The organism is Brachybacterium sp. AOP29-B2-41, assembly GCF_052378395.1.
GTDB lineage: Bacteria > Actinomycetota > Actinomycetes > Actinomycetales > Dermabacteraceae > Brachybacterium.
This window is the reverse complement of sequence record NZ_JBQSXR010000003.1, coordinates 151,568-176,489: the sequence shown is the minus strand read 5'-3', so window position 1 is coordinate 176,489 and position 24,922 is coordinate 151,568. Positions and strand designations below refer to the sequence as shown.

General features: G+C 70.9%; 25 protein-coding genes and 1 riboswitch. Of the genes, 3 read left to right on the top strand and 22 right to left on the bottom strand.

Features of this window, described 5'->3' with window-relative positions:
* Window positions 1-24: 24 nt before the first annotated feature.
* From ACT3T9_RS04545 to ACT3T9_RS04465, 17 genes are all read right to left on the bottom strand, one after another.
* Complete coding sequence (locus tag ACT3T9_RS04545) at window positions 25-489, bottom strand: PH domain-containing protein (protein WP_441443022.1); 465 nt, start codon at window positions 487-489, stop codon at window positions 25-27.
* Between the two features lie 7 nt (window positions 490-496).
* The gene (hisG, locus tag ACT3T9_RS04540) at window positions 497-1,354 is read right to left on the bottom strand and encodes an ATP phosphoribosyltransferase (RefSeq protein ID WP_441443021.1); all 858 of its coding nucleotides are present in this window, start codon (window positions 1,352-1,354) and stop codon (window positions 497-499) included.
* A gap of 176 nt (window positions 1,355-1,530) precedes the next feature.
* Window positions 1,531-1,794: a phosphoribosyl-ATP diphosphatase gene (locus tag ACT3T9_RS04535; protein ID WP_442331664.1), complete on the bottom strand. Its 264-nt coding sequence runs from the start codon at window positions 1,792-1,794 to the stop codon at window positions 1,531-1,533.
* 61 nt (window positions 1,795-1,855) lie between these two features.
* Window positions 1,856-2,563, bottom strand: a complete 708-nt coding sequence (gene pnuC / locus ACT3T9_RS04530; RefSeq protein WP_441443019.1) for a nicotinamide riboside transporter PnuC — start codon at window positions 2,561-2,563, stop codon at window positions 1,856-1,858.
* Between the two features lie 92 nt (window positions 2,564-2,655).
* A riboswitch (FMN riboswitch) is annotated at window positions 2,656-2,773 on the bottom strand.
* 169 nt (window positions 2,774-2,942) lie between these two features.
* Complete coding sequence (gene rpe / locus ACT3T9_RS04525) at window positions 2,943-3,629, bottom strand: ribulose-phosphate 3-epimerase (RefSeq protein WP_441443018.1); 687 nt, start codon at window positions 3,627-3,629, stop codon at window positions 2,943-2,945.
* Window positions 3,626-5,215, bottom strand: coding sequence for a transcription antitermination factor NusB (locus tag ACT3T9_RS04520; protein WP_442331665.1), 1,590 nt, complete (start codon window positions 5,213-5,215; stop codon window positions 3,626-3,628). Before ACT3T9_RS04520 ends, rpe begins: the two co-directional genes overlap by 4 nt.
* Window positions 5,212-6,165 (bottom strand): methionyl-tRNA formyltransferase, encoded by a 954-nt coding sequence (fmt, locus tag ACT3T9_RS04515; protein ID WP_441443016.1) that lies wholly within the window; start codon window positions 6,163-6,165, stop codon window positions 5,212-5,214. Before fmt ends, ACT3T9_RS04520 begins: the two co-directional genes overlap by 4 nt.
* A gap of 58 nt (window positions 6,166-6,223) precedes the next feature.
* Window positions 6,224-7,849: an SLC13 family permease gene (locus tag ACT3T9_RS04510; protein WP_441443015.1), complete on the bottom strand. Its 1,626-nt coding sequence runs from the start codon at window positions 7,847-7,849 to the stop codon at window positions 6,224-6,226.
* A gap of 76 nt (window positions 7,850-7,925) precedes the next feature.
* Window positions 7,926-9,974, bottom strand: a complete 2,049-nt coding sequence (locus ACT3T9_RS04505) for a primosomal protein N' (RefSeq protein WP_442331666.1) — start codon at window positions 9,972-9,974, stop codon at window positions 7,926-7,928.
* 158 nt (window positions 9,975-10,132) lie between these two features.
* Window positions 10,133-10,516 (bottom strand): FKBP-type peptidyl-prolyl cis-trans isomerase, encoded by a 384-nt coding sequence (locus ACT3T9_RS04500; RefSeq protein WP_442331667.1) that lies wholly within the window; start codon window positions 10,514-10,516, stop codon window positions 10,133-10,135.
* A 64-nt stretch (window positions 10,517-10,580) separates the two neighbouring features.
* On the bottom strand, window positions 10,581-11,525 hold the full coding sequence (locus tag ACT3T9_RS04495; protein WP_442331668.1) for an FKBP-type peptidyl-prolyl cis-trans isomerase: 945 nt from the start codon (window positions 11,523-11,525) through the stop codon (window positions 10,581-10,583).
* Between the two features lie 93 nt (window positions 11,526-11,618).
* Window positions 11,619-13,049: a Pup--protein ligase gene (pafA, locus tag ACT3T9_RS04490; protein ID WP_442331669.1), complete on the bottom strand. Its 1,431-nt coding sequence runs from the start codon at window positions 13,047-13,049 to the stop codon at window positions 11,619-11,621.
* A gap of 4 nt (window positions 13,050-13,053) precedes the next feature.
* A complete protein-coding gene (locus tag ACT3T9_RS04485) occupies window positions 13,054-13,245 on the bottom strand; it encodes a ubiquitin-like protein Pup (protein WP_441443011.1) in 192 nt (63 codons plus the stop codon).
* A gap of 12 nt (window positions 13,246-13,257) precedes the next feature.
* Window positions 13,258-14,943, bottom strand: a complete 1,686-nt coding sequence (gene dop / locus ACT3T9_RS04480; protein WP_442331670.1) for a depupylase/deamidase Dop — start codon at window positions 14,941-14,943, stop codon at window positions 13,258-13,260.
* The gene (arc, locus tag ACT3T9_RS04475; RefSeq protein WP_444501910.1) at window positions 14,940-16,529 is read right to left on the bottom strand and encodes a proteasome ATPase; all 1,590 of its coding nucleotides are present in this window, start codon (window positions 16,527-16,529) and stop codon (window positions 14,940-14,942) included. The genes dop and arc overlap by 4 nt, the downstream gene beginning before the upstream one ends.
* Before the next feature lie 30 nt (window positions 16,530-16,559).
* Complete coding sequence (locus ACT3T9_RS04470; protein ID WP_442331672.1) at window positions 16,560-17,627, bottom strand: tRNA (adenine-N1)-methyltransferase; 1,068 nt, start codon at window positions 17,625-17,627, stop codon at window positions 16,560-16,562.
* Window positions 17,628-17,670: 43 nt separating this feature from the next.
* Window positions 17,671-18,786, bottom strand: coding sequence for a site-2 protease family protein (locus ACT3T9_RS04465; protein WP_442331673.1), 1,116 nt, complete (start codon window positions 18,784-18,786; stop codon window positions 17,671-17,673).
* Between the two features lie 106 nt (window positions 18,787-18,892).
* Here ACT3T9_RS04465 and ACT3T9_RS04460 point away from each other — a divergent pair, with 106 nt between their 5' ends.
* Window positions 18,893-19,702 carry a PAC2 family protein gene (locus ACT3T9_RS04460; protein WP_441443007.1) on the top strand — a complete coding sequence of 270 codons (810 nt, stop codon included), beginning with the start codon at window positions 18,893-18,895 and terminating at the stop codon, window positions 19,700-19,702.
* A gap of 81 nt (window positions 19,703-19,783) precedes the next feature.
* Here ACT3T9_RS04460 and mshC read toward each other — a convergent pair whose 3' ends face one another.
* From mshC to ACT3T9_RS04445, 3 genes are all read right to left on the bottom strand, one after another.
* Window positions 19,784-21,034, bottom strand: a complete 1,251-nt coding sequence (gene mshC, locus ACT3T9_RS04455) for a cysteine--1-D-myo-inosityl 2-amino-2-deoxy-alpha-D-glucopyranoside ligase (RefSeq protein ID WP_444501870.1) — start codon at window positions 21,032-21,034, stop codon at window positions 19,784-19,786.
* A 34-nt stretch (window positions 21,035-21,068) separates the two neighbouring features.
* Entirely contained in the window at window positions 21,069-21,941 is an 873-nt protein-coding gene (locus ACT3T9_RS04450) for an undecaprenyl-diphosphate phosphatase (RefSeq protein WP_444501871.1), read from the bottom strand.
* 163 nt (window positions 21,942-22,104) lie between these two features.
* On the bottom strand, window positions 22,105-22,446 hold the full coding sequence (locus tag ACT3T9_RS04445) for a DNA primase (RefSeq protein WP_441443004.1): 342 nt from the start codon (window positions 22,444-22,446) through the stop codon (window positions 22,105-22,107).
* A gap of 132 nt (window positions 22,447-22,578) precedes the next feature.
* Here ACT3T9_RS04445 and ACT3T9_RS04440 point away from each other — a divergent pair, with 132 nt between their 5' ends.
* A complete protein-coding gene (locus tag ACT3T9_RS04440) occupies window positions 22,579-22,857 on the top strand; it encodes a DUF5703 family protein (RefSeq protein WP_441443003.1) in 279 nt (92 codons plus the stop codon).
* A gap of 72 nt (window positions 22,858-22,929) precedes the next feature.
* Window positions 22,930-23,427, top strand: a complete 498-nt coding sequence (locus tag ACT3T9_RS04435; RefSeq protein WP_442331698.1) for a hypothetical protein — start codon at window positions 22,930-22,932, stop codon at window positions 23,425-23,427.
* Between the two features lie 115 nt (window positions 23,428-23,542).
* Here the strand turns inward: ACT3T9_RS04435 and ACT3T9_RS04430 are convergent, their stop codons facing one another.
* Both ACT3T9_RS04430 and ACT3T9_RS04425 read right to left on the bottom strand, forming a co-directional pair.
* Complete coding sequence (locus tag ACT3T9_RS04430; protein ID WP_444501872.1) at window positions 23,543-24,430, bottom strand: RNA methyltransferase; 888 nt, start codon at window positions 24,428-24,430, stop codon at window positions 23,543-23,545.
* The gene (locus ACT3T9_RS04425; protein ID WP_441443001.1) at window positions 24,427-24,894 is read right to left on the bottom strand and encodes a tRNA (cytidine(34)-2'-O)-methyltransferase; all 468 of its coding nucleotides are present in this window, start codon (window positions 24,892-24,894) and stop codon (window positions 24,427-24,429) included. Before ACT3T9_RS04425 ends, ACT3T9_RS04430 begins: the two co-directional genes overlap by 4 nt.
* Between the last annotated feature and the right edge of the window lie 28 nt (window positions 24,895-24,922).

Sequence of the window (24,922 nt, the reverse complement as noted above, 5' to 3'; positions counted from 1 at the left end):
AGAGCCTCGTGACGACGATCGAGCTCAGTCGCCGACCGCTTCGCCCCGTTCCTGCACCAGCCCCAGCAGCAGATGCGCAGCGGCGATCGCCCGATCGCCGTCGTAGCGCTGTATCGCGTGCAGGGCGAGGGTCGAGCCGTCGGCCAGGTCCAGGTGCGCCCAGGGGTCGCCCATCGGGAAGCTGATCCCGATCACCTCGGCCCACTCCAGGGTGCGGGTGCTCATCAGGTTGCGCACGACCAGCACCTCGGGGCGGGCGGTGACCGTCACCGAGGCCTCGAGATGGCAGAAGATGAAGACCAGCACGCCGACGGCGACCAGTCCGAGCCGTCCACCCCATTGGAAGCTGGTGATCATCACCGCGCCGCCGATCATCCCCGCCATCACGATGGTGGCGCTGAGGTAGGCGGCCACCCGTACCGCCCGGGGACGCAGCACGATCGAGGCACGGCTCTCCCCCGGCTGCTGATCCGCTGCGGGGGTGCTCATCGGCGTCTCAGATGCGGCAGGCCTGGATCGCGGTGACCAGGATCGCGCGGGCCCCGGCGTCGTAGAGGTCATCCATCATGCGGTGGGCGGAGCGGGTGTCCACCATCGCGCGCACCGCGGACCACTCCCCGCCGTGCAGCGGGGAGACCGTCGGAGACTGCAGGCCGGGGGTGATCTCGACGGCGCGCTCGAGCAGGGCCGTGGGGATGTCGTAGTCGAGCATCACGTACTCGCGCGCCACCAGCACCCCGCGGATGCGTCGCGCGAGGACCTCGAGGGAGTGGGTGCCGTCCTCGTCGAGCTCGAGCCCGGGGCGGGAGAAGAGGACCGCTTCGCTGGTCATGATCGCCTCGCCGAAGGGCTCGAGGCCCGCCTGGCGGAGCGTGCTGCCGGTCTCGACGACATCGGCGATCACATCCGCGACCCCGAGCCGGATCGAGGATTCGACGGCCCCGTCGAGGTGCACCACCTCGGCGGTGACGCCGCGCTCGGCGAGGTAGTCCTCGACGAGGTTCTCGTAGCTGGTGGCGATGCGGGCGCCCTGCAGCTCCGAGGCGTCGCGGCGGGTTCCCGCTGGCGCGGCGAAGCGGAAGGTCGACCGCGCGAAGCCCAGCGGCAGGATCTCATCGGCCGGGGTGCGGGAGTCCAGCAGCATGTCCTGGCCGGTGATGCCGACGTCCACCGTGCCGGAGCCCACGTACACCGCGATGTCCCGCGGGCGCAGGTGGAACAGCTCGACGCCGTTCTCCTCGTCGACCACGACGAGCTCCTTGGCCGTGCCGCGGCGCCGGTAGCCGGCCTCCTGGAGCAGATCGGCGGCGGGATCGGACAGGGCGCCCTTGTTGGGGACGGCGATGCGGAGCACGGATCCTCCTCGGCCGCCGCGGCGGCCACGAGTGGGGGTGGGACGGAGAGGAACAGGATGGAGGCGGCGAGACGCTGCAAGCCCGGAGGATGCGGAGGCAACGGCGGAAGAGCCGGAGACCGCGGGACCGGGTGCGAACCTTCGACCGCAGACCGGCGCGGGTCGGAGCTGGTGGGTCAGAGCTGTCGGTAGACGTCTTCGAGCGAGATGCCCTTGGCGATCATCATCACCTGCACGTGATAGAGCAGCTGGCTGATCTCCATGGCGGCGTCCTCATCGGTCTCGTGCTCGCAGGCCATCCACACCTCGGCGGCCTCTTCGACGATCTTCTTGCCGATCTGATGGACCCCGCCATCGAGTTCGCGGACGGTGCCCGACCCCTCAGGTCGGGTACGGGCCTTCTCAGTCAGCTCGGCGAACAGTGCCTCGAAATCCTTCACGCCGACAGGATACGCGTTCCGGCAGGTGGCCCGTTCAGAGGACCACCTGCTGGAAGGCGAGTCACTCCTTGCGCACCGTGGGATCGAGATGGGCGGTCTCCACCGTCACCCGCGTCTCCTCCACCTGGCGGCGGCTGCGCACACCCCACCAGACGAAGAACCCCGTCAGGGTGAAGGCTCCGTAGAAGAGATACATGAATGCGCTCGCGTAGTACCCGGCATCGAGCAGCAGCGGGACGCCGACGATGTCGACCGCGACCCAGATCAGCCAGAACTCGACCCAGCCCTTGGCCATCCCGAAGGTCGCCAGCAGGCTGCCCATGAAGATCCAGGCGTCAGCCCAGACCGGCTCATAGGAGCCGAGCATCCGGAACAGGGGGGTCAGCGCTGCGGTGCCGCCCACTAGCGCGACCAGCAGCAGGACGCGAGTCCCCCAGGAGGCCCACTCGGGCTCCACTGCGGTGCCGCCGTCGTGCTTCGCCTGCCGCCACCGCTGCCAGCCGTAGATGCTGGTGGCGATGAACATCACCTGGCGTCCGGCCTGCCCCAGCAGGTCCACGGAGTTCGGGTTGCCGAACACCGAGCCCATGAACACCGTCAGCAGCAGCACATTGCCGACGATGCCGATGGGCCAGGCCCATACCTTCCGTCGCATGCCGCCGAGGGCGCTGAGCAGTCCGAAGACGTTGCCGAGCACCTCTCGCAGGAGTAGGAACTGTCCGCCCGCGAAATCGATTCGCGCGTCGAAGAGCCACTGCAGAAAATCCATGTCGGTCCTTTCGCCGTCGGATGCAGTGGCTCCGGGGGAAAAGGGTTCCGGCATGGCGCCAGCGCGCGCCGAGGGCGCCCTGGGACATGCAGGACGTGCGCCTCTCATCCAGGCTGTACTGTCGGCGCCGGAATTTCACCGGCTCCACCGCCGAAGCGGGTCGCGGACTATCACCGCCGGCTCGGAATTTCACCGACCCCGGAGCACGTCACTGGTCGTGACCAGATCATCCTAGACCGTCGGCCCCGCCACCGGAGAGCGCATGAACGCAGGTGACGGGGCGGGGGACACGGTGGAGGCGACCGCGCTGATCAGCAGGAGGCGCAGCCGCAGGTCAGTGGGCGGCGTGGCGCAGGTCAGGGGGCGGCGCAGCCGCAGGTCAGTGGGCGGCGTGGCCCCGGGCAAGTTCGCGCAGGGCAGAGATCTCAGCGGCCGCATCCTGGGCCCGATAGATCGCAGACCCCGCCACGAAGACGTTCGCCCCGGCCTCCGCGCAGCGCTCGATGGTCTCCCGGCTGACCCCGCCGTCGACCTGGATCGACACCTCGAGGTTGGCCCCGCTGATCGCCGCGCGCGCCCGACGGATCTTGGGGAGCATGGTGTCCAGGAAGCTCTGGCCGCCGAAGCCGGGCTCGACGGTCATGATCAGCAGCATGTCGAACTCGCCGATGATGTCGAGGATCGGCTCGACCGCGGAAGCAGGTCGAAGGCCGACGCCGACCTGCACGTTCTTCCTGCGCAGGTCACGGGCGAGCTTGACCGGGGCCCGGGCGGCCTCCAGGTGGAAGGTGACGGACGCGGCACCGGCCTCCGCATAGGCGGGAGCCTCGGTGTCGGCGTCGGCGATCATCAGGTGCGCATCGACCGGGATCGTGCTGCGCTCGACGATCTGCTCGACCATCGAGGGACCGAAGGTCAGGTTCGGCACGAAATGGTTGTCCATCACATCGACGTGGACGCTGTCGGCGCTGGAGATCTTGTCGAGCTCGCTGCCGATGCTCATGAAGTCGGCGTTGAGGATGCTGGGGTGGATGTAGTGGCCGTCGGTCGAGTACGGGGTGATCATGCCGTCGGGAGTCCTTCCTCGGTGGGGGCGGGCTGCTTGCGCAGCAGGTGGATGTACATCGCATCGGTGCCGTGGACGTGGGGCCACAGCTGGACCGCGGGGCCCTCGCCCAGCTCGACGTCCTGCCGGACTGCGGGGAGCATCCCGGCGCGCACCGCGTCGCGCGCGTCGAGCTGCTCGATGTCGTCGCGCCGCTTGAGCACGTCGGCGACGATCAGGCGGGTCTCGGCCAGGTGCGGGGAGCAGGTCACATAGGCCACCACTCCCCCGGGCGCGGCGGCGTCCAGGGCCGAGGTGAGCAGCCCGCGCTGGATCCCGCCCAGCTGGCCGATGTCGGCGGGGGTGCGGCGCCAGCGGGCTTCGGGGCGGCGCCGCAGGGCACCGAGCCCGGAGCAGGGGACGTCGGCGAGGACGCGGGAGAAGCGGCCGGGCAGCTCGCTGCCGATGGTGGTGCCGTCGGCGGTGCGGGTGGTGATCTCGCAGCCGGCCTCCTGCAAGGTGGCCACGGCCCGGTTGACGAGCTCGGTGCGATGCTCCTGGAGCTCGACCGCCAGCAGGTCCGCGTCGTGGCCGACGGTCAGTCCGCCCAGCAGCGCGGCCTTGCCGCCGGGGCCTGCGCAGAGGTCCAGCCAGTGGTGGTCCTCGGCGAGGACCAGGTCGTCGGCGCCGAGTGCGAGGGCGAGGGCCGCGAGCTGGCTGCCCTCGTCCTGCACGGCGACGCGGCCCTCCTTGACCGGGTCCATGCCGCCGGGGTCGCCGGAGGGCCAGGAGGCCGCGAAGATGCTCAGCCGGCCCTGGCTCGCGCCGTGGTCGATCAGCTCGTCGAGGTCGGTGAGGCCCGGTCGCATCACCAGCGAGACCGACGGTGCCGCGTTCTGGGCGGCCAGCAGTTCATCGATCTCGTCGCGGGAACGGCCGTGGCCGGCCAGGGCGTCGCTCAGGGCGCGGACCACCCAGCGCGGGTGGGAGTGCACCACGGCGAGGTGCCCGGTGGGATCCTGCTCGCGGTCGGGGGCGACCTCGAGCAGCCACTGCGGGAGGTCCTTCTCCCCGACGCGGCGCAGCACGGCGTTGGCGAAGCTCGCCGCACCGGCGCCGACCACGGAACGGGCCAGGGCCACGGTCTCGGAGGTCGCCGCGTGTGGGGCGACGCTCATGTCCAGCAGCTGGTAGGCGCCGAGCCGGATGACGTCCAGCAGCGGCGGGTCGATCTTGGCCAGTGGGCGATCCACGCAGGCGGTGATGACCGCGTCGAGCCGTCCCTGTGCGCGCAGGGAGCCGTAGAACAGCTCGGTGGTGAAGGCGGCGTCGCGGCCGGAGACGTGGTGGCTGCGCAGCAGCCGGGGCAGCACCAGGTTCGCGTAGGAGTCCTCCTCGCGCACCATCCGCAGCCCTTCGAAGGCGACCTGGCGGGAGGGGGTGGAGCGGCGTGCCCGCTCGGCCGGCCGTGACTCGGAATAGCCGCGGCGGGGGCCTCCCTGCCCGCGCGAGCCGGAGCGGGAACGGCCGTGCTGGTCGCGCTGGTCTCGCTGCGGGTTCTCGTCGCGTCGGCCGCGGTCCTGATTGCTGCGTCGGTCCTGGTTCATGCGGTGACTCCGTCCTGCGACTGGCTGGTGAATCGGGCATCGGGGGCGAGGCCCGCACCGCGGGCCCAGTCCGCGGCCCGCATCGGCCGCTTGCCGGCCGGGGCGAGGGTCGCCAGGGCGATCACCCCGGTGCCGGTGCCCACAAGCATCTGGCGCTTGGTGGCCGCGATCTGTCCGGGTGGCAGCGGAGGGTGCTCCGGGGCGCGTTCGACGCCCAGGATCTTCGTGCGGGCGCCGTCCAGCAACGTCCATGCGCCGGGCTGCGGGCTCATCCCCCGGATGTGGGCCTCGACTCGTTCGGCGGGGACCGTCCAGTCGATCTCGGCTTCGGCGGTGGTGAGCTTCGCGGCGTGGGTGGCCAGTGCATGGTCCTGGGGTGTGAGCACCGCGGTGCCGGCCTCGAGCGCGTCCAGTGCGCTCAGCAGCACGGGGGCGCCGTCGATCGCCATCCGCTCCAGCAGCTCGCCGGAGGTCTCGAACTCACCGATCAGGGTGGGTGCCGTGGCGATCAGATCCCCCGTGTCCAGTCCCTTCTCGAGGCGGAACACGCTCATGCCGGTCTCCTGCCGGCCGGAGAGCACCGCGCGCTGGGCGGGCGCCGCGCCGCGCCAGGACGGCAACAATGAGAAGTGGAGGTTCACCCACCCGTGGCGGGGGATGTCGAGAGCGGCCTGCGGGACCAGGTTCCCGTAGGCGACCACGGGCGCGGCGTCAGGGGCGAGCTCGCGGATCTGCTGCTGGACCGTCTCGTCGCGCAGCGTGGTCGGCTCGAGCACTGGGACGCCCGCCTCGAGGGCGAGGGTCTTCACCGGTGAGGGGGTGAGCCTGCGGCCGCGACCGGAGGGTGCGTCGGGTCGGGTGAGCACCCCGACGACCTCATGGTGCGAGTCGAGCAGGGTGCGCAGGGAAGGAAGTGCGGCCTCTGGGGTGCCGGCGAAGAGCAGTCGCATGATGGGTCGAGTCTACGGTGGCACCGCTGATGGCTGTCGCGAGAGCTCTCCGGGGGCGTCAGTAGACGAGCCCGAACACCCATACCGCCAGGCCCATCGTGGTGGCGGTCACCAGCACGATCCCGATCAGGTTCAGCCACAGCCCGGCCTTGGCCATCTGCGGGATCGTGACATAACCGGAGCCGTAGGCGATCGCGTTCGGGGGCGTCGCGACAGGGAGCATGAAGGCGCAGGTCGCGGCGATCGCGACGGGGATCGCGAGCAGCATCGGGTCGATCCCGGTGCCGACGGCCACGGCCGTGGCGAGCGGCAGGAAGGTCGCGGCGGTGGCAGTGTTCGAGGTCAGCTCGGTCAGGAAGAGGACGCCGGCGGCGACGACCGCCACGATCAGCACCACGGGCAGTCCGCCGACGCCCTCGGTGACCTCGCCGATCCATTCGGTCAGGCCTGAGGAGCTGAACTGTGCGGACAGGGCGAGGCCGCCGCCGAACAGCAGCAGCACGCCCCAGGGCAGCTTCGCGGCGGATTCCCAGTCGAGCAGCCTCACGCCCCGTGCCGCACCGGCTGGCAGGAGGAACAGCACCAGTCCCACCACCATCGCGATGCCGGCGTCCGAGATCCACGGATCCTCCCGGCCGAGCGCATCGGAGAGCAGCGGGATGAACACCCACGAGAGTGCGGCCAGCACGAAGACTGCCAGCACCCTGGTCTCCCCCGCGGAGATGCGGCCGAGCTTGCTGCGTTCCTGACGGATCAGCTCGGTGCCGCCGGGGATCTCGGTGATCTCGGGCTTGTACAGGACTTTCGTCAGCAGCAGCCAGGCGATGACCATGAAGACGATCGCGAGCGGCCCGCCCACCATCATCCAGCGTCCGAAGCCGATCGTGACCCCGAATTCCTGGCTCATGTGCGCCGCGAGCAGGGCGTTGGGAGGGGTGCCGATGATCGTGGCCAGGGAGCCGATGGAGGCGGCGTAGGCGATGCCGAGCATCATCGCGGTGCCGAACTTCGAGGTGACGGGGGCGACCTCGCCGTCACGTGAGCCGCCCTCGGGATCGGGATCCACTCCTTCGCCGGGTTCCTCCCCCTTCGCGACGGCGTCCTCGAGCCGCAGCTTGTTCACGAGCATCAGCACCGACAGGCCGATGGGCAGCATCATCACCGCGGTCGCGGTGTTGGAGACCCACATGGAGATGAATCCGGTGGCGACCATGAAGCCGAGGATCAGCAGCGAGGGGCTGGTGCCGATCGTCCCGACGATCGCGAGGGCGATGCGCTTGTGCAGGTTCCAGCGCTGCATGCCGAGCGCCAGCATGAACCCGCCCATGAACAGGAAGATGACGTTGTTGCCGTAGGACGCGCCGACGTCGTCGACGCCGACCTCGCTGTTGAGCACCGGGAAGACGACCAGCGGGACCAGAGCGGTGGCGGGGATCGGCAGCGCCTCGGTCATCCACCACGCGGCCATCAGCACCGCGGTCGCGGCGGTGAGCTTCGCACCGTGGGGAACGTCGGCGGGCATCAGGAAGTAGATGAGCACTGCGACGAGGAGGCCGAGGACCAGGCCGAGGCGACGCACCCGCAGGCTGCGGGCGCTGGCGGCGGGGGCCCGTTCCCCCTCGGAGAGGTCGGGCCGGTCCTCCTCCGCGGTGGCGGTCGAGTCCTGATCAGGGGCGGAGGTCATCGTCGTCCTTCCGTCTCGGCAATCCAGTGACGCCGATCACCCTACGGCGAGCGTGTTCTCCGCCGGGGAGGAACACTCAGAACACGTCAGGCGGATCCAGTCGCACGCGCAGGGAGCCCCGGGCCTTGCGGGCACTCCGGGCGGCGATGCCGGCACGCAGGGCGAGGGCGAGCTCACGGGAGCGGCCCGGCTCGATGCGCACCACCGCGCGGGCCCGGCCGGCGGCGTCGGGTCCCTCGAGATCGACCGGGCCGAAGACATCGGTGCCGTCCGGGAGCTCGACGGTCTCGAGGAATCCACGGCACGCCTCCCGGTCGCCCACGATCTCGGCGACCCGACGGAAGGGAGGCAGGTCCAGCTCGTGACGGTCCTCGAGCACCCGGTCCAGGAAGAACGAGGAGCGGTGGGCGACCAGGTCGCGGATCGCGGGGAGGGTGGAGGTGCCGACGATCAGCACCTCTCCCCCGTCGTCGGCGCAGCGCACCAGTGCGATGGCGCCCCGCCAGCGCCGCACCGCCTCGACGTCCGCATCGAAGGCGGCGCGGCCCAGCAGTGCGTCCGCATCCAGCAGCAGGCAGGCGGCGTACCGGGACCGGGGGGCCGGCTCCGCCCCGGGGGTGGCGACGATGATCGCGTGGTCCGGGACGGCATCGTCCGCGAGCGCTCCGTGCGCGCCGCCCGCCACCTTCAACGTCGCCTCGGGGAAGGCACGGTGCAGCTCCTCTGCGGTGCGGGTCGAGCCGATGACCATGGCCCGCACTTGGGTGCGGTCGCATTCGGGACAGCGGTAGCCGTCCTCCCGACGGCCGCAGACGCGGCAGTGCAGGGGTCCGCCGCGACCGCTCTGGGACAGCGGCGCCGAGCAGTGCGGGCACTGGGCGCGGGTGCGGCAGAAGGTGCACGCGATCGCCGGGGCATAGCCGGAACGCGGCACCTGCACCAGCACCGAGCCCCGCTCCAGCCCGCGCCGGATCACGCGCATCGCTTCCTGCGGCAGGCGAGAACGGCCGGAGGGGCCTTCACGTTCCCGCAAGTACTCATCCATCGCCACGATCCGCGGGCGGACGGCCGTGACCGGGCCGGGCAGCGGCTCCAGGCGCGCGAGATAGCTGAGATCCGCGAGCGCCCGCAGGGTCACGGACTCGCTCGGGCTGAGGAACAGCAGCGCGCAGCGCTCCTCGGCGGAGCGGCACTGGAGCACGGTGCGGGTGTGGGGATACGGGGCCCGCGGCTCCTCGAGCAGATCGTCCGCCTCATCCCAGCAGATCACCAGAGCGAGATCCTGCACCGGGGCGAACGCCGCGGAGCGGTTCCCGAGCACCACCCTGGTGGCGCCCCGCAGGATGCGCCGGAAGGTGCGGTAGCGCTTCTCCGGTCCTTCGGTGCCGGCGAGGATCTCGTGCTCGATGCCGCGCTCGGTGAGCACCCGGGAGAGCCGTGCGACATCTCGCTGATCGGGGGCGATCACAAGCGCCCCCTTGGCCGGATCGAGGTCCCCGATCGCGTCGGCGGCGACGTCGGTCCAGCTGTCGACGGCATCGAGGGTGAGGCTCGCACGGGGCACCGGACCCTCGGGACTGCCTGACCGGGCGAGCAGCGCGGCCAGTCCCGGATAGCGATCACCGGGTCGGGGGCGGGACGGGTGCTCGAGCTCTGCGGGGTGCGCAGTGAGGGGCTCGGTGGGGACGGGCTCCGTCGCGACAGGCTCTGCCGCCGCGAGCGCTTCGCGCTCCTTGTCCTCGGCGGCGCGATCGGCCTTCTCGGCGCGGGCATGGCGCGGCGGCAGGGCCAGGCGCAGCACGTCGCCGACGGTTCCGGCGCTGCGCTCGGCGACCTCTTCGCAGACGCGCATCAGCGCGGGCGGGACCACCACGTCCTCGGAGACCAGGCGGTGCAGCGGGGCCAGTGCCCGATCGGTGGTCGGCGCGGGGTGGCGGCCGAGCACGATCCCCTCGGTGTCCTTGCCGGAGAACCGCACCCGCACTCGCATGCCCGGCCCGGCGGCGGCTGTCGCCGGGGTGACGGCGTACTCGAAGGGCCGGTCCAGGTGGGGAAGCACTCCGACCAGGCGCACGCTGGCCACCGGGAGGTCGTCGACCACATCGAAACCTGCGGCGGTGCGCAACCCGGAAGCCCGGGCCGCGACGGGGCGGCCCGGGTCGCTCGGCACCGCGGCCGGCGGGGAGGGATCGGGAACAGGAAAGGCGGGGGCCGCGAAGAGGAACTCCTGGCCGTCGGCCGGATCTCCCGCGCGCTCCCCCGCCGCTCCCTCGGCGGTGCTGCTCAGCGCTTGTGCACCGCCACCAGGTCGCAGACGAAGATGAGCGACTCGCCGGGAGCGATCACCGGCGGGGCGCCGTGGTCGCCGTATCCGAGAGCTGCGGGGATGTCGAGGCGGCGGCGGCCGCCGACCTTCATGCCCTGGACGCCCTGGTCCCAGCCGGAGATGACCTGACCCACGCCGAGCTGGAAGCGTAGCGGCTCGCCGCGGTCCCAGGAGGCGTCGAACTGCTCGCCGGTGGAGTGGGAGACGCCCACGTAGTGCACGTCGACGACGTCGCCGCGGCCGGCTTCCTCGCCGTCACCGACGATCTCGTCGACGCTGAGCAGCTCGGTGGGCGCGGGGCCCTCGGGGAACTCGACCTCGGGCTTGGTGCGATCGGTCATGCGGATTCCTCCTGTGGTGATGGATGGTCAGGAATGGTCAGAATGGTCGGGACGAGCGCGCAGGTCAAGCGTTGGTGTGGGCGGCGTCGAGGATGTCGACCACGAAGATCAGGGTCTGGCCGGCGACCGGTGACTGAGAGCCCTCCGGGTATGCCTGGTCCGGCGGGATCACCAGCATCACCTGCGAGCCGACCTTCAGGTCCAGGAGGTTCTCGTCCCAGCCCTGGATCACCTGACCCTGGCCCTGTGCGAAGGCGAAGGGAGCCCTGCGGTCCCAGGAGGAGTCGAACTGCTCACCGGTGTCCCAGGACCAGCCGGTGTAGTGCATGGTGAGGTAGTCGCCGGCGCGGGTGGTGTCCCCGGTGCCTTGGATGAGCAGCTCTCGCACTGTCTCCGCGGGAGCTTCGCCCTCCGGCGGTGCATCAATCGAAGGCGCACCGTTGCCGTCGAGTCTCACCGAAGGGTATGTGCCTGAGGGAGTTCCAGCAGTGCCCTCGGCGCGCAGCGGGGAGACGACGCGGTCGACGTCGGCGACCTGGAGCAGCGAGTACGCCTGGCCGTCCCTCCCCTGCTGCCAGCCGGCCATCACGAAGCGCGAGCCGACGGGGACGGTGGTGAGGAAGGAGAAGGCGACCTCGCCCGCCCCTTCGGGGGTGACCTGCATTCCCCCGGCGGGCGCGCCCTGCCACCAGGACGAGAGCGTCTCACCGGTGCTGGCGTCGACGAAGTGGCTGCGCCAGATGACCGTGTCCCCCTCGGCGATCATCGCGCCGTCCCCGGCGGTGACGATCTTCGCATCGGCGGCAGTGATCTCGAGCGGGGCATCGAACTCGACGGTGGGCTCGGCGCCCAGGTCGTCGCTGACGGTGACTCCGGCCAGGACGTCGCCGCCGCCGTCGGAGCCACCACCGTCGGACCCACCGGTGGAGCCCTCGTCGGTGCAGGCGGCGAGCCCGATGGCGGCGGTCGCGGCGAGGGCGGTGGTGAGCAGCGTGCGGCGGCGGATCAAGTCAGGACCTTTCGGATCGGCGGCCCCGCGGGCGGGGGCAGGCACCAGGGTACGGGCAGGCGGATGACAGCGAGCTGGGGTGTGGTCCAGCGCTCAGGCGAAGGGAGCCGGATCGGGGCCTCTGCCCGTGCCCAGCTCGCGGATCTGGGCGAGCAGATCGTCGACCGCGGGCAGCGTGGTGGCGAAGGGGTCCAGGACCTGCACCGGCATCGAGCCGGGGCGGGTGAGCCGCATCGTGGTCCAGTCCACCACGTGGTCCACGCCGTGCTGCTGGGCGGTGGTGACCACCTGCCCGCGCAGGTGTGCGCGGGTGGTGGTGGGGGCGGTGGTCCTGGCCGCTTCGATCCGCTCCTCGGGCAGCGTCGACGGGGCCAGGCCTCGGCGCTGCATGGTGTGGAAGATCCCGTGGGCCGGGTCGATGTCGTGATAGGCGAGGTCGAGCCGTTCGATCGCGGGGTCCCCGAGATCGATCCCGCGACGCTCCGTGACCTGCTGGAACAGTCGCTCCTTGATCGCCCAGTCCAGGTGCGTGGCGGCCCAGCTCCGGTCTCCCGTGCGGACCGCGTCGATCCCCTTCTGCCAGGTCTCGAGCACCTGCTGCTCGCTCTCGTCGGCGAACTGCGTGACGTGGTCGAGCCAGCGCTGCTGCACCTCGATCGCGGTCGTGGTCCCGCCGTGCGCGAGCGGGATCGGCGCCGCGCCGCTGAGGTCCCGGGCGACAGCGCGGATCGCGGTGATGTCGTCGTGGAGGCTGAGCTCGGGCAGGGCGCGCCCGGATTCGATCGCCCGCAGCACCAGATCGGTGGTGGCGAAGCGGAGGTGGGTGGAGACCTCGCTCATCGTGGAGTCGCCGACGATGACATGCAGGCGCCGGAACCGCGTGGGATCGCCGTGGGGCTCATCGCGGGTGTTGATGATGGGGCGGGTGCGGGTGGTGGCCGAGGAGACGGCCTCCCACATGTGATCGCTGCGGCGCGAGAAGACGAACTGCGCTGGCTCCGGTGCCGTGTCGGCGGCGGCAGGCGCGGCGCCCCCGGGCTGCGGGCGCACCACTCCCCCGGCCCCGGTGATGATCTGGCGGGTGACCAGGAACGGGAGCAGGTAGCGGGGCAGGCGGGTGAACTCGCCGCGGCGGTCCACCAGGAAGTTCTCGTGCGAGCCGAAGGCGTTGCCGGCGGAATCGACGTTGTTCTTCAGCAGGTGGATGCGGGCGTCCTGGCCGTCAGCGGCGAGGCGCTCATTGGCCTGGGCGGTGAGGTCCGCGAAGATCCGCTCACCGGCGCGGTCCTGGGCGACCAGCTCCCACCAGTCGTCGCATTCGGCGGTGGCGTACTCCGGGTGCGAGCCGACGTCCAGGTACAGGCGTGCGGCGTTGCTGAGGAACACGTTCGAGGAGCGGCCCATGGCCACCACCGGGCGGAACAGCTCACGCGCGGCGGCCTCGGGCTCGAGCGCCCGAGAGCCGTCGGCTCGCACGCACACCAGCCCGAATTCGGTCTCCAGACCTCCGACTCGACGCTTCATCGGGTCACTGGCCGCCCTTCTGGACGAAGGCGCGCACGAAGGTCTCGGCGTTGGACTCGAGCACCGAGTCGATCTCGTCGAGCAGATCATCGGCCGCCTGCGTCGAGGCGAAGGTCTGGCCGCCGGTCACGATCTCGGAGCCGTCGCCGGGCTCCTCGGGGCCGTTGCCGGGCGCATTCAGGGACTGCTGGGACATGGGTGCTCCTTCTCAGTCGGTGACGGCTCGGCGCAGGGCGTCGAGGATCGTCGCGGTGTCATCGGTGGGGTTCACGCCGTGCAGCGCGCACCAGGCGGCGGAGCCCAGGCGCGGATCGGCCAGGCGCAGCCGGTGGCCGCCCTCGGGATCGGCCAGGGTGATCGCATCCCAGCCGGCGGAGGGTACGTTCCCGCGGTGCGCGGTGATCAGCCCGCCACGCAGGTGGGCGCGGGTGCTGGTGGGGGCGATGCGCATCGCGGCGTCGACCTCGTCCTGGCTCACCAGCGCGGGCACTGCGCCGGCGGCACGGAGCTTGCCGAACAACCCCCGGCCCGGGCGCAGATCGGAGTACTGCAGGTCGATCATGACCAGCCGTGCATCGTCCCACTCCAGGCCGTGCCGTGCGCGGTAGCGCTCCAGCAGCTGGAGCTTGGCGACCCACTCCACCCGTTCGGCGGCGAGCATCGGACCCTGCTCGAGCAGCGTGAGGATCTCGCTCCAGGAGCGCAGCAGCGTGGTCGTCTCCTCGTCCGAGGGGTCGGCGACCGCGGCCAGGGCGTCGAGGTGGGCGCGCTGGATCTGCAGCGCGGTGAGCTCACGGCCGTCAGCCAGCGGCACCGTGGTGCGCAGCGACGGGTCATGGCTGATGGCGCGCACCGCTGCCACCGGATCCGCGAGGCGGAGGTCCGGCAGGATCGCGGTCCCGGTGCGATGCTCGGCCTCGAGCGCGGCGAGCACCAGAGAGGTGGAGCCGAGCTTGAGGAAGGTGGACTCCTCGAGCAGGTTTGCGTCCCCGATGATCACGTGCAGGCGCCGGAAGCGGGTGGGGTCGGAGTGCGGTTCGTCGCGGGTGTTGACGATGGGCCGGTTCAGGGTGGTCTCGAGACCCACCTCGGCCTCCATGAAGTCGGCCCGGGAGGAGAGCTGGTAGCCGGGTTCCTGGCCGCGGGTGCCCCGCCCCACGCGTCCGGCGCCGACGATCACCTGGCGGGTCGCCAGGAAGGGGAGCATCGCGGCGACCACGCGCTCGAAGGGGACGGCACGGTCCACCAGGTAGTTCTCGTGGGTGCCATAGGAGGCGCCCTTGCCGTCGGTGTTGTTCTTGTAGAGCGCGACCTCGGGGATGCCGTCGGCCGCGGCCAGGAGCGCCATGGCGCGGCGGGCGATCTCCTCGCCGGCCCGATCGGCGACCACGGCTTCGCGGGCGCGCAGCACCTCGGGGGCGGCGTACTCGGGATGGGCGTGGTCCACGTACCAGCGGGCGCCGTTGCTGAGCACCGCGTTCCCGATCGAGCGCTGGGTCGCCCAGGTCAGCACCTCGGCGTCATCCCCCTCGGGGGCGATCTCGGGGCCGCTGAGCGGGATGTCCATCTCGACGCTCGGCACGTGGGCGTCGCGCACCTCGTCGGTGAGCTGGGAGGGGTGGGCGGCGGCGCGCTGCAGCTCGAAGCCGCGGGCATCCCGCAGCGGGGTCTCGTCCCCGTAGTCCCAGCGCACCCGGCGCCCGCGCTCGCCCTCTTGCGGGTCGAGCAGGGCGTAGGCGCCGACCACGAGGTGGGAGAGCAGGATCGAGCTGCCGGCGCCGGCGCGGGTGCGGTCCTCGAGATCGGCGTGGGTCACCCCGAACTCGGTCTCGATGCCCATCACCCGCTCGGTGGTCAGGCCGGTCTCGGGCTGCTGCCCGGTAGTCTCGTTCATGAGGGCACCTCCTCTGCGATCGCCTCTGCGGCGGGAACGCCGCGGGTGCGTCCCTGGAGCGGGACGATGGCATCGACTCGGCGCCGGCCGCTGCCGGGAAGGCCCGAGACCCGGGCCCAGTCCTCGGGGTGCGCGGCGGAGGGCATGTCCTCGTTCTCGACGAACTCTGCGGTGATCGCGTCCTGCAGGTGCTGCGCGCCGACGCCGATCTGCCCGGTGGCGAGCTGGTCCTTGACGGCGAGCTTCTTCGCGCGGTCCACGATGTTGCGCAGCGTCGCACCGGAGACGAAGTCACGGAAGTGGAGCGTGTCCTGGCCGCCGTCGGAGTACTCGACCCGGACGAAGGCCGAGGCCGGGCTCTCGTCGTAGATCTCGTGCATCGCGAGGTCCAGCAGCTGCTCACGGTCCTCGCGCAGCGGCACCGACTCGTCGAGATAGAGGCCGAGGATCTCCCGGCCGGCGCGCGCACCGGGACGGCGCACCCGGATCTTCACGTCCAGGCGGCCGGGTCGCAGGATCGCGGGGTCGATCATGTCCTCACGGTTCGAGGCACCGATGACGATCACGTTGTCGAGCCCTTCGACGCCGTCGATCTCGGCCAGCAGCTGCGGCACGATCGTGGTCTCCACGTCGCTGGAGAGCCCGGTCCCGCGGGTGCGGAACAGCGCCTCCATCTCGTCGAAGAAGATCACGACCGGGTGGTCCGCGGCCGCCTTCTCGCGAGCCCGCTCGAAGACCAGGCGGATGGAGCGCTCCGTCTCGCCGACGTACTTGTTCAGCAGCTCCGGGCCCTTGACGTTGAGGAAGGCGGAGTTCTCGAGCGCCTCGGCCACGCTCACCCCGCGCACCTCGGCGCTGCGCAGCACCAGTTCGTGAGCCACCGCTTTGGCGATCATCGTCTTGCCGCAGCCGGGAGGTCCGTAGAGCAGCACGCCCTGCGGGGGCCGCAGCCCGTAGGTGCGGTAGAGGTCCTGCTGGAGGAAGGGCAGCTCGACGGCGTCACGGATCGCCTCGATCTGCTCGCCCAGCCCGCCGATCTGCTCGAAGGACACCTCCGGCACCTGCTCGAGCACGAGGTCCGTGATCTCCGCTCGGTCGATGCGCTCGAGCACCAGCTGGCTCTTGAGGTCCACCAGCACGTGATCGCCGGGGTGCAGCTGCTCGTCGGTGAGGGTGCCGGCACGACGCAGCACCCGGGTGTCGTCGGGCGCGACGGCGACGAGGATGCGGGAATCGGCGAGGGATTCCACGACGGGCACCACGTTGCCGGCATCGCTCGCGGGGACCGCGTCGACGGCGGCCAGGGCTTCGTTCAGCCGCAGCTCGGTGCCCGGCAGCAGCGCGTCCAGGTCGAGGCTCGCAGCGGTCGCGACTCGCAGCCGACGGCCGTTGTGCAGCACGTCGATGGTGCTGCCCTCGCAGCGGCGCAGGAAGGTGGCGTAGGAGTTCGGCGGATCGCCCACCCGCTCCAGATCGCTTTTGAGCTGGACGATCTGTTCACGGGCGGCGCGGAGCCCGCCGACCAGTCGCTCGTTGTGGGTCGCGAGCTTCTCGAGCTCTGCGGTCATCTCGGCGTACGTCTTCATCGTCATCACACATCCCCTTCCCGGGCGCGATCAGCGATCGCGGCCCTGTCGGATATCGCGCAGGGCCCGCTTGAGCTTGCGCGGAGCCACGCCGCGCTCCCCGATGTCCTGCGGTCCCCATTCGCCGCCCGAGCCGCCGAAGCCCTCGTTGTCGGGGTGGTTCAGCTCCTCCTCGAGCCGGGATCCGGGCGCCGGGCGGGTGACGCGGGTGAGCGCCGGCTGGCCGTGCGCGGTGCGGCGGGCGGTGAGCAGGAACCCGGTGTGGGCGTTCATCCGGTGCTCGGGCCGCACGGCGAGGCCCTCGAGGTGCCAGGGCCGCACGAAGGACTCCCAGGCGTAGGGCTCGGTGAACTCGCCGTGGTCGCGCAGTGCTTCAGCAGTGCGGGAGAGCTGGGTGACCGTGGCGACGTAGCAGAGGAAGACGCCGCCGGAGACGAGCACCTCCGCGGCGGAGTCCACGCACTCCCAGGGGGCGAGCATGTCCAGCACCACGCGGTCCACGGCGGGCTCGTCGGGGGCGAGGGTCGGGGCGACATCCTGGAAGTCCCCGATCGACAGCTCCCAGGCGGGGTGCGGGCCGCCGAAGAACGTCTCGACGTTCTCGCGGGCCACCTCGGCGAAGTCCTCGCGGCGCTCGATGGAGTGCACGGAGCCCTCGGGTCCCACCGCGCGCAGCAGCGCGGTGGTCAGACCGCCGGAGCCCACACCGGCCTCGAGCACGCGTGCGCCGGGGAAGATGTCCCCCCACATCAGGATCTGGGCGGAGTCCTTGGGATAGATGATCGCGGCGCCGCGCGGCATCGCGAGCATGTAGTCCGCGTACAGCGGACGCAGCGCCTGGTACCGGATGCCGTGAGTGTTCTCCACGACCGTCCCATCCTCCGCGCCGATCAGCTGATCGTGGTGGAGCACGCCGCGATGGGAGTGGAACTCTCCGCCGGGCTTCAGGGTGATGGTGTGCAGGCGGTTCTTGGAGTCCGCGAGCTGCACCTTGTCGCCCAGGGCGAAGGGTCCGGTGCGGTCCAGACCGCGCTTGGGGGCCCGGGGGGCGGGCTCCTGCGCCCCGGGGTGGGCGGCGGGCTGCGGCTGATCAGTCATGGGTTCCAGCATATGGCTCGGGTGGGGGCCCTGGCCGTGATGTTCACCGCCGGCGCAGGAGTGCGTTGACCTCTGCGCTCATGAGCACCCCGTGGACGGTGCGGTCCTCGTCGAGGACCAAGTACGCGGGGGCGGGTTGGGACAGCATCGCCTCGATCAGCGCATCTCCCTGCAGGGAGAGAGGGAGCGTGCCGAGGGGCCCGACGGAGGAGGCCACGGCGCGGGCCGGGGTGGAGCCCCGGTGCTCGGCTGGCACCGACGCGGCGGCATCGGGGTCGATCCGGTATCCCCGACCGACACCGCCGGGGAGCGTGCTGTCACGCTCGAGGAGCAGCACCTGGTCGAGCTCCTCGGGAGTGCCGAGCGCGGCGAGCGCGGCGTGTGGGGCGACGATGCGCAGCGGGACGGCGAGGGTCCCGGCATCGAGGGTGCGGATGCGGTGCTGCAGGGCCGCGCCGTCCAGGGCGCGGGTGGCGCCCTGCCACAGCATCCCCGCGATCAGCATCGCCCACACCAGGGTGAGCAGGGAGAGGCTCCCGGCCCCGCCGGTGCGCATGATCTGGACCAGCGGGTAGGCCACCACCGCCACGGCGATGCCGCGGCCCAGCCAGGCGGTGATCCTGGTGGCGAGCACCGGGTTCTTCAGCACCGCGCCCAGCAGCGATTCGAGCGCCCTCCCGCCGTCCATCGGCAGTCCGGGCAGCAGGTTGAACAGGGCCAGCACCAGGTTCAACCAGGCGCTGACGGAGAAGAACACCGCGAGCGTGGTGCCCTCGCCCGCCACCTGCGCGGCGACCGACATGAGCGCGGCCAGCACCGCGTTCGCGGCCGGGCCGGAGAGGGAGACGAGCACTGAGCCGAATGCGGACATCTGCCGGGCGCGATATTGCGTGTGCCCGCCCCAGAGGGTCAGTGCGATGTGGTCGACGGTGGCCCCGAAAGCGCGGGCGATCACGGCGTGCGCCGCCTCGTGCGCGAGGACCGAGACGATCATGAACAGTCCGATCCCGATGGCCAGCAGCACCACCGCGCCCGGCTCCGCACCGCCCCGGCTCAGCGCCGGGTACATCAGCACCGCGAGCAGCAGCACGGTGACGAGCGTTCCGGGGCTCACCTTGATCGGAGGCAGCGCGCCGAGGCGCAGCGTGGGGCTTCTCATGATCCATCTCCTCCGCCACCGGGGCGGCGGCTCCCTCTGGGCAGGCTGAGGATAACCGTTCCCCCTGCGCCCCAGCTCGGAGTCCCCCGGTGCCTATGATGGAGGGATGAGTCGAATCGCCATCACGGCTTTCAGCGGATGGAACGATGCCGGCGATGCCGCCACCGGGGTGATCGAGCATCTGCTCGAGGTCTGGCCCTCTCGGCCCGTCGGTGCGGTGGATGCCGAGGAGTTCATCGACTTCCAGGTCAACCGTCCCGAGATCCGCACGGACGAGGACGGGCTGAGGGTCATCGACTGGCCGGACACCCAGCTGCGGCTGGTGACGCCTCCGAGCGGTCCCGAGCTGGTCACCGTCATGGGCCCCGAACCGTCCCTGCACTGGAAGCGGTTCTGCGACGAGGTGCTCGAGCAGCTCCAGATCCTGGACGTCAGCGAAGTGGTGTCGCTGGGCGCTCTGCTCGCGGATTCACCGCACAGCCGCCCGCTGCCGGTCAGCGCCGAGGTCGAGGTGCTTCCCGCCCAGGCCGTCGACTCGGCCGAGCGCTACTCGGGACCGGTCGGGGTGCCCACGATCCTGGCCCGCCGCACCGCCGCCGCCGGGCTGCGGACCACCAGCGCATGGGTGCAGGTCCCTCACTACGTCTCCCAGAACTCGTCCCCGAAGGCCGTGCTGGGGCTGATGCGGGAGGTGCAGAAGGTGGTCAGCGCCACGATCCCGCTCGATGAGCTGGTCGAGGACGCGGAAGCCTGGGAGCGCGGTGTGGACGAGCTCGCCCGCACCGATGAGGACGTCGCGGACTACGTGCGCCGACTGGAGCGTGCCCAGGACGCCGCCAGCCTGCCGGAGGCCAGCGGCGAGGCGATCGCCGAGGAGTTCGAGCAGTTCCTGCGCCGCCGGCGCGAGCAGGGCTGAGCTCAGCTCCGCTCACCCAAGGCCAGCCAGCCAGTCAGCCCGGCTCAGCCCGGCTCAGCTCAGCTCGGCTCTCAACTCAGCTCAGCTCAGGAGCGCGATCCCGAAGAGGGCATCGACCGCGGCCGCGACGTCTCCGGGGCCCTCGGTCAGGTCGTCGGAGCGCGCTGAGGTCCCACCGTCGGCCCAGCTGTCCAGGGCCTCGAGGGCGGAGGCGGTGTCGAGGTCGTCGCGCAGCGCGGCGCGCAGGGCCTGGACAGTCGCCGGATAATGCCCGCCGCGCTGGGCTGCAGTGCGATAGCGCCCAAGGCGCGTATCGGCCAGCTCGAGCTCCTGCGCGGACCACTCCCAGTCCGAACGGTAGTGGTGGGCCATCAGCACCAACCGGATGGCCATGGGGTCCACGCCATCTCGCACCAGGCGGTGCACGAAGACGAGGTTCCCTAGCGACTTGCTCATCTTCTCGCCGTCATAGGCGACCATCCCGCTGTGCGCGTAGGTCGTCGCGAACGGTCGGCCGAGGGCCACCGAGTGGGCGGCGCTGAGGTCATGGTGGGGGAAGATCAGATCGCTCCCGCCCGCCTGGATGTCGAAGGGGAGATCCAACGCCTCCTGCGCGATACAGACGCATTCGACGTGCCACCCGGGACGGCCACGGCCGAGCACCCCGGCATCCCAGGCAGGCTCGCCCGGTCGCTCGGCACGCCAGAGCAGCGGATCGAAGGGACCGCGCTTGCCCTCCCGCTCGGGGTCTCCCCCGCGTTCGGCGAACACCTCGAGCATCTGCGACTCGGACCAGCCCGAGACGTCGCCCAGGGCGCCGTCCACGGCGAGATCCAGATACCAGTCCGGCCCCTCGGCATCGTTCGCCGCGACCGGATAGGCCCGGCCCCGTGCGTGCAGAGCGAGGACCACGGCGATGATCTCGTCCATCGCCTCGCTCACCGAGCGATAGGTCTCCGGGGCGATGATCCGCAGCGCGGCCATGTCCTCGGAGAACAGCTCGACCTGGGACGCGGCGAGCTCCTGCCAGTCCACCCCGTCGCGGTCCGCGCGTTCGAGCAGCGGGTCGTCGACGTCGGTGATGTTCTGCGCCGTCTCGACCTCGAGCCCCGAATCGTGCAGGGCCCGGCGCATCAGATCCGCGGCGTGGTAGGTCGACGCGTGACCGAGGTGGGTGGAGTCATAGGGGGTGATCCCGCAGACGTACAGCCGTGCCCGTCCCGAGACCAGCGGAGTGATCGGTGCGACCCTGCCGGTGCGCGAGTCGTACAGGCGCAGCGGCCTGCCGGAAGCGGGAAGCGGGCTGAGAGAGGGGGAAGTCCAGGATTGCACTACGTGATCATACGATCCGTCGGCCTCCCGCGGTTCAGGCCCCGCCCAGGGGGTCGACCAGCCCCGTGCCGAGCAGCGCCAGCAGCACCAGACCGGCGACGATCCGGTAGATGACGAAGATCAGATACGAACGATTCTCGACCAGGCGCATGAACCAGACGATCACCGCGTAGCCCACGGCGAAGGCCACGACGGTGGCGACCACCATCGCCAGCAGTGACGGCTCACCGGCGGCTGCGGCGGCGGCGCGACCGTCGGCCGTCAGCAGCACCGGGACCTCTTTGGCCGCCTTGTACAGCCCCGAGGCGAACACGGCCGGGATCGCGAGCAGGAAGGCGTAGCGGGCGGCGGCCTGGCGGGTGTAGCCCATCAGCAGCCCGGCGGTGATGGTGCCACCGGAACGGGAGACGCCGGGGATCAGCGCGAGAGCCTGTGCCAGGCCGAAGATGATGCCGTCGCGCACGGTGAGCTCCTTGAGCTCCTTCCGCTGCGGGGCGATGCGGTCCGCGAGCCCCAGCAGCAGACCGAAGACGATCAGCATCGTCGCAGTGATGTAGAGGTTCCGCAGGCTGTGGTCGATCTGGTTCTCGAAGAGCAGGCCCAGCACCCCGATCGGGATCGAGCCGAGGATCACCAGCCAGCCCATGCGCACGTCGGGATCGGAGTGCGGGATCTTCCCCGCCAGTGCCTTGAACCACTTTCCGATGATGCGAGTGATGTCTTTCCAGAAGTAGATCAGCACCGCAGCCTCGGTGCCCAGCTGGATGATCGCCGTGAACGCGGCGCCCGGATCCTGACCGGGGTCCATCAGCTCCCCGACCACGCGCACGTGGGCGCTCGAGGAGACGGGGAGGAACTCGGTCAATGCCTGGACCAGGCCCAGGATCACCGCCTCGATGAACGACATGGACACTCCTCGATGGGTTCTGCGGGCCTGCGGTGCCGGCGAGCATCGGTGCCGGACCCGGACAGAGTACGCGGCGCCGAGCGGTGAGCCCGGCGCCGCGCAGCGGAGCAGTGGTGAAGACTACGTAGAGGTCCTGGGACGTGTGACCGGAGGCGCTCAGCGCTCAGCGCGGCGCGTCGTCCTCGTCATCTTCGTCCTCGTAGTCGTCATCGTCGTCGTCGTCCTCGTCATCGTCGTCCTCGTCATCGTCCTCGAAGTCGTCGAGATCGTCGAAGTCGTCATCGTCGTCCTCATCGTCGTCGTCCTCGTCGAACACGATCAGGGGGGTGGCGACGTCATAGGCGTCGAAGAGTGCATCGTCGTAGGTGTCGAAGGCGTTGGCGAGCCGCTCGGTGGCGGACTCCAGCGCGGGATCGTCTTCCCCCCGCGAGCCGGCGGCGGCTTCGTAGTGGCGTTCGAGGGCAGCGATCAGCGCAGCAAGAGCGGAGCGAGGATCCGTGTTCATGGTTGGACCGTACATCCTCGAGCGGCAGAATGAACAGTGGAAGCGTGCACGCATTGGTCACGAATCCGCCGCAGTCCCAGCAGCGCAATCGACCACTGCTGTCGCAGGTCATCGACCACAGGAGGAAGACCGTTGATCCGACCCCGCACCCCTCTCGTCGCCGGCGTTCAGCACGTGAGCGATCCGCGCGGATGGCGCGACCTGCCCGTCGAGCGCGGACGGCGCGCAGCGGACTACGAGTTCCAGATCATCACGGTGCCGCGGGGCACCTCCTTCGGCCAGGTGCGCGCTGAGCTGACCGAGCAGGCGGAGTACGGCCGGTGGGAGCACGCCCGCACCCGCCTCTACCTCGGGGGCGGGAAGAAGGTCTGGATGCGCCGACGGATCATCCGGGTGGAGTCGACGCTCTAGCCCGGGTCTGTCCACAGCCGGCAGGAGCAGGCGGCAGAGCTCCTCAGCATCTGGTGCAATGGCCTGGTGTCCATGAGCTTCCTGCTGCTGTGCGCCGTGCTGCTGGTGATCTACCTGCCGCCCGCACTCGCGCTGGCCTGGGTCGACGGGCGAGAGCGCCGACTGCCTAACCGCTGGGTCGGGCTGCTGACCGGCGCGGTGACCCTTGCGCTGGCGGTCCTCGCCCTCTTGGTGCCGACGATGCGCCCGGACCTGGCCACGGCCGCGGTGCTCGCTCTGGTGCTGGGGCTCGGAGCGATCCTGGTGGCGCTGCTGGCTCCCCCGCTGCTGGGCATGGGCGATGCCAAGACGCTGCCGGTGGTAGTGCTGATGTCAGCGGCCCTCGGCGGCGAAGTCCTGATCGGGGCGCTCCTCGGGATCGCTCTGGTGGGAGGCGTGATCGGAATGGTGGTGCTCGGCGTGACCCGCCGCGCCGGGGTGCGGTTCGCGCTGGGACCGGTGCTGCTGGCCGGGCCGTTCCTGGGCCTGCTGGGGGCTCCGCTGGTGCGCGCCGCCCTCGGCACCGGCTGACCACCTCGGACCGGCTGACCCCGCGGACCGGCTGCTCCCTCGGACCGATTGATCGCTCGGACCGGCTGACCCCTTGAACTGAGCGGCCGGTGAGCCGGTCAGGCACCTCCATATCTCAGACGGAGGGCGCGGCCCGCCGCTGGCGCCGGACCTCGTAGAGCGCGATGGATCCGGCGACCGACGCGTTCAAGGAGGAGGCGCTGCCGGTCATCGGGATCTCCGCGACCACATCGCAGGCCTCCCGCCAGCCGGCGCTCATCCCGATGGTCTCGTTCCCGACGACCAGGAGCGTGGGGCCGGAGAGGTCCGTGTCCGCCAGCTGGTGGCCGCCGGCCTCGTCGAGCCCGATCACGGTCCACGGCTCCCCCAGGGCCCGACGCTCATCGATCCACGCCATCACCTCGCGATGGGAGGGCAGGCGCAGCACCGGCATCGCGAACAGGCTTCCAGTGCTGGCACGTATCGCGGCCGGGTCCCACGCATCGGCGGAGTGCCCGGTGATCAGCAGGCCGGTCCCGCCGAGGGCGTCGACGGAGCGGGCCAGTGAGCCGATGTTGCCGGGGCCGGCGGGGCGGTCGAAGACGACCAGCACGTCCGAGCGCCCAGGGTGCAGCCGTTCCAGGTCATCTGCGGGCAGCGCCGCGATCGCCAGCAGCTCCGGGGTGCCGTCCTCGCGCTCCCCCAGCTCTGCCATCAGCTCCGGGGCGAGCACCACCACCGGCGCCGGGCTGCTCTGCAGCAGCTCCTGCGCCCACTGGGAGGGTTGCTCCCTGCCGTCGGTCAGCAGCGTCCGGATCTCGATGCCATGGGCGATGGCCTGCGAGATCGGACGCACGCCCTGGATGATCATCTCGCCGGCGCGATAACGTTTGGTGCGGTTGCCCAGCAGCGCCTGCCATTGCTGGAACAGTGCGTTGCGCCGGTCCAGTCGGGAGGGCAGGCGCGGTGCTCCCCTGCGGGCTCCGGGCGCGGAGGCGGAGGCAGAGGCGGAGTGCCGGTTCATGCTCCGGCTCCGTCGTAGCCGAGCTGTCGCCAGGCCTCGTAGACCGCGATCGAGACCGCATTGGCCAGGTTCAGCGAGCGCCGGGCAGGGAGCATCGGGATCCGGACGCGGGAGGTGATGCGCGGATGATCCATGACGTCCTGGGGCAGGCCGGTCGGCTCGGTCCCGAAGAGGAGCACATCCTCCCGGGTGTACTCGATGCTCTCGAAGCTCACGTCCGTGCCCGAGGTGAAGGCGAACACCCGCGCGCCGGGGACCGCGGCGAAGGCCTGCTCGATGCCGGGATGGATGCTGACATCGGCGAGGTCGTGATAGTCGAGACCTGCGCGGCGCAGCTTCGCGTCCTCGAGATCGAAGCCGAGCGGCTCGATCAGGTGCAGGTGCGCGCCAGTGACGGCGGACAGCCGGATCGCATTGCCGGTGTTCCCGGCGATCGCGGGTTCGTGGAGGAAGACGTGGACCATGCCGCAGATTCTTCCACGCCACCGTTGA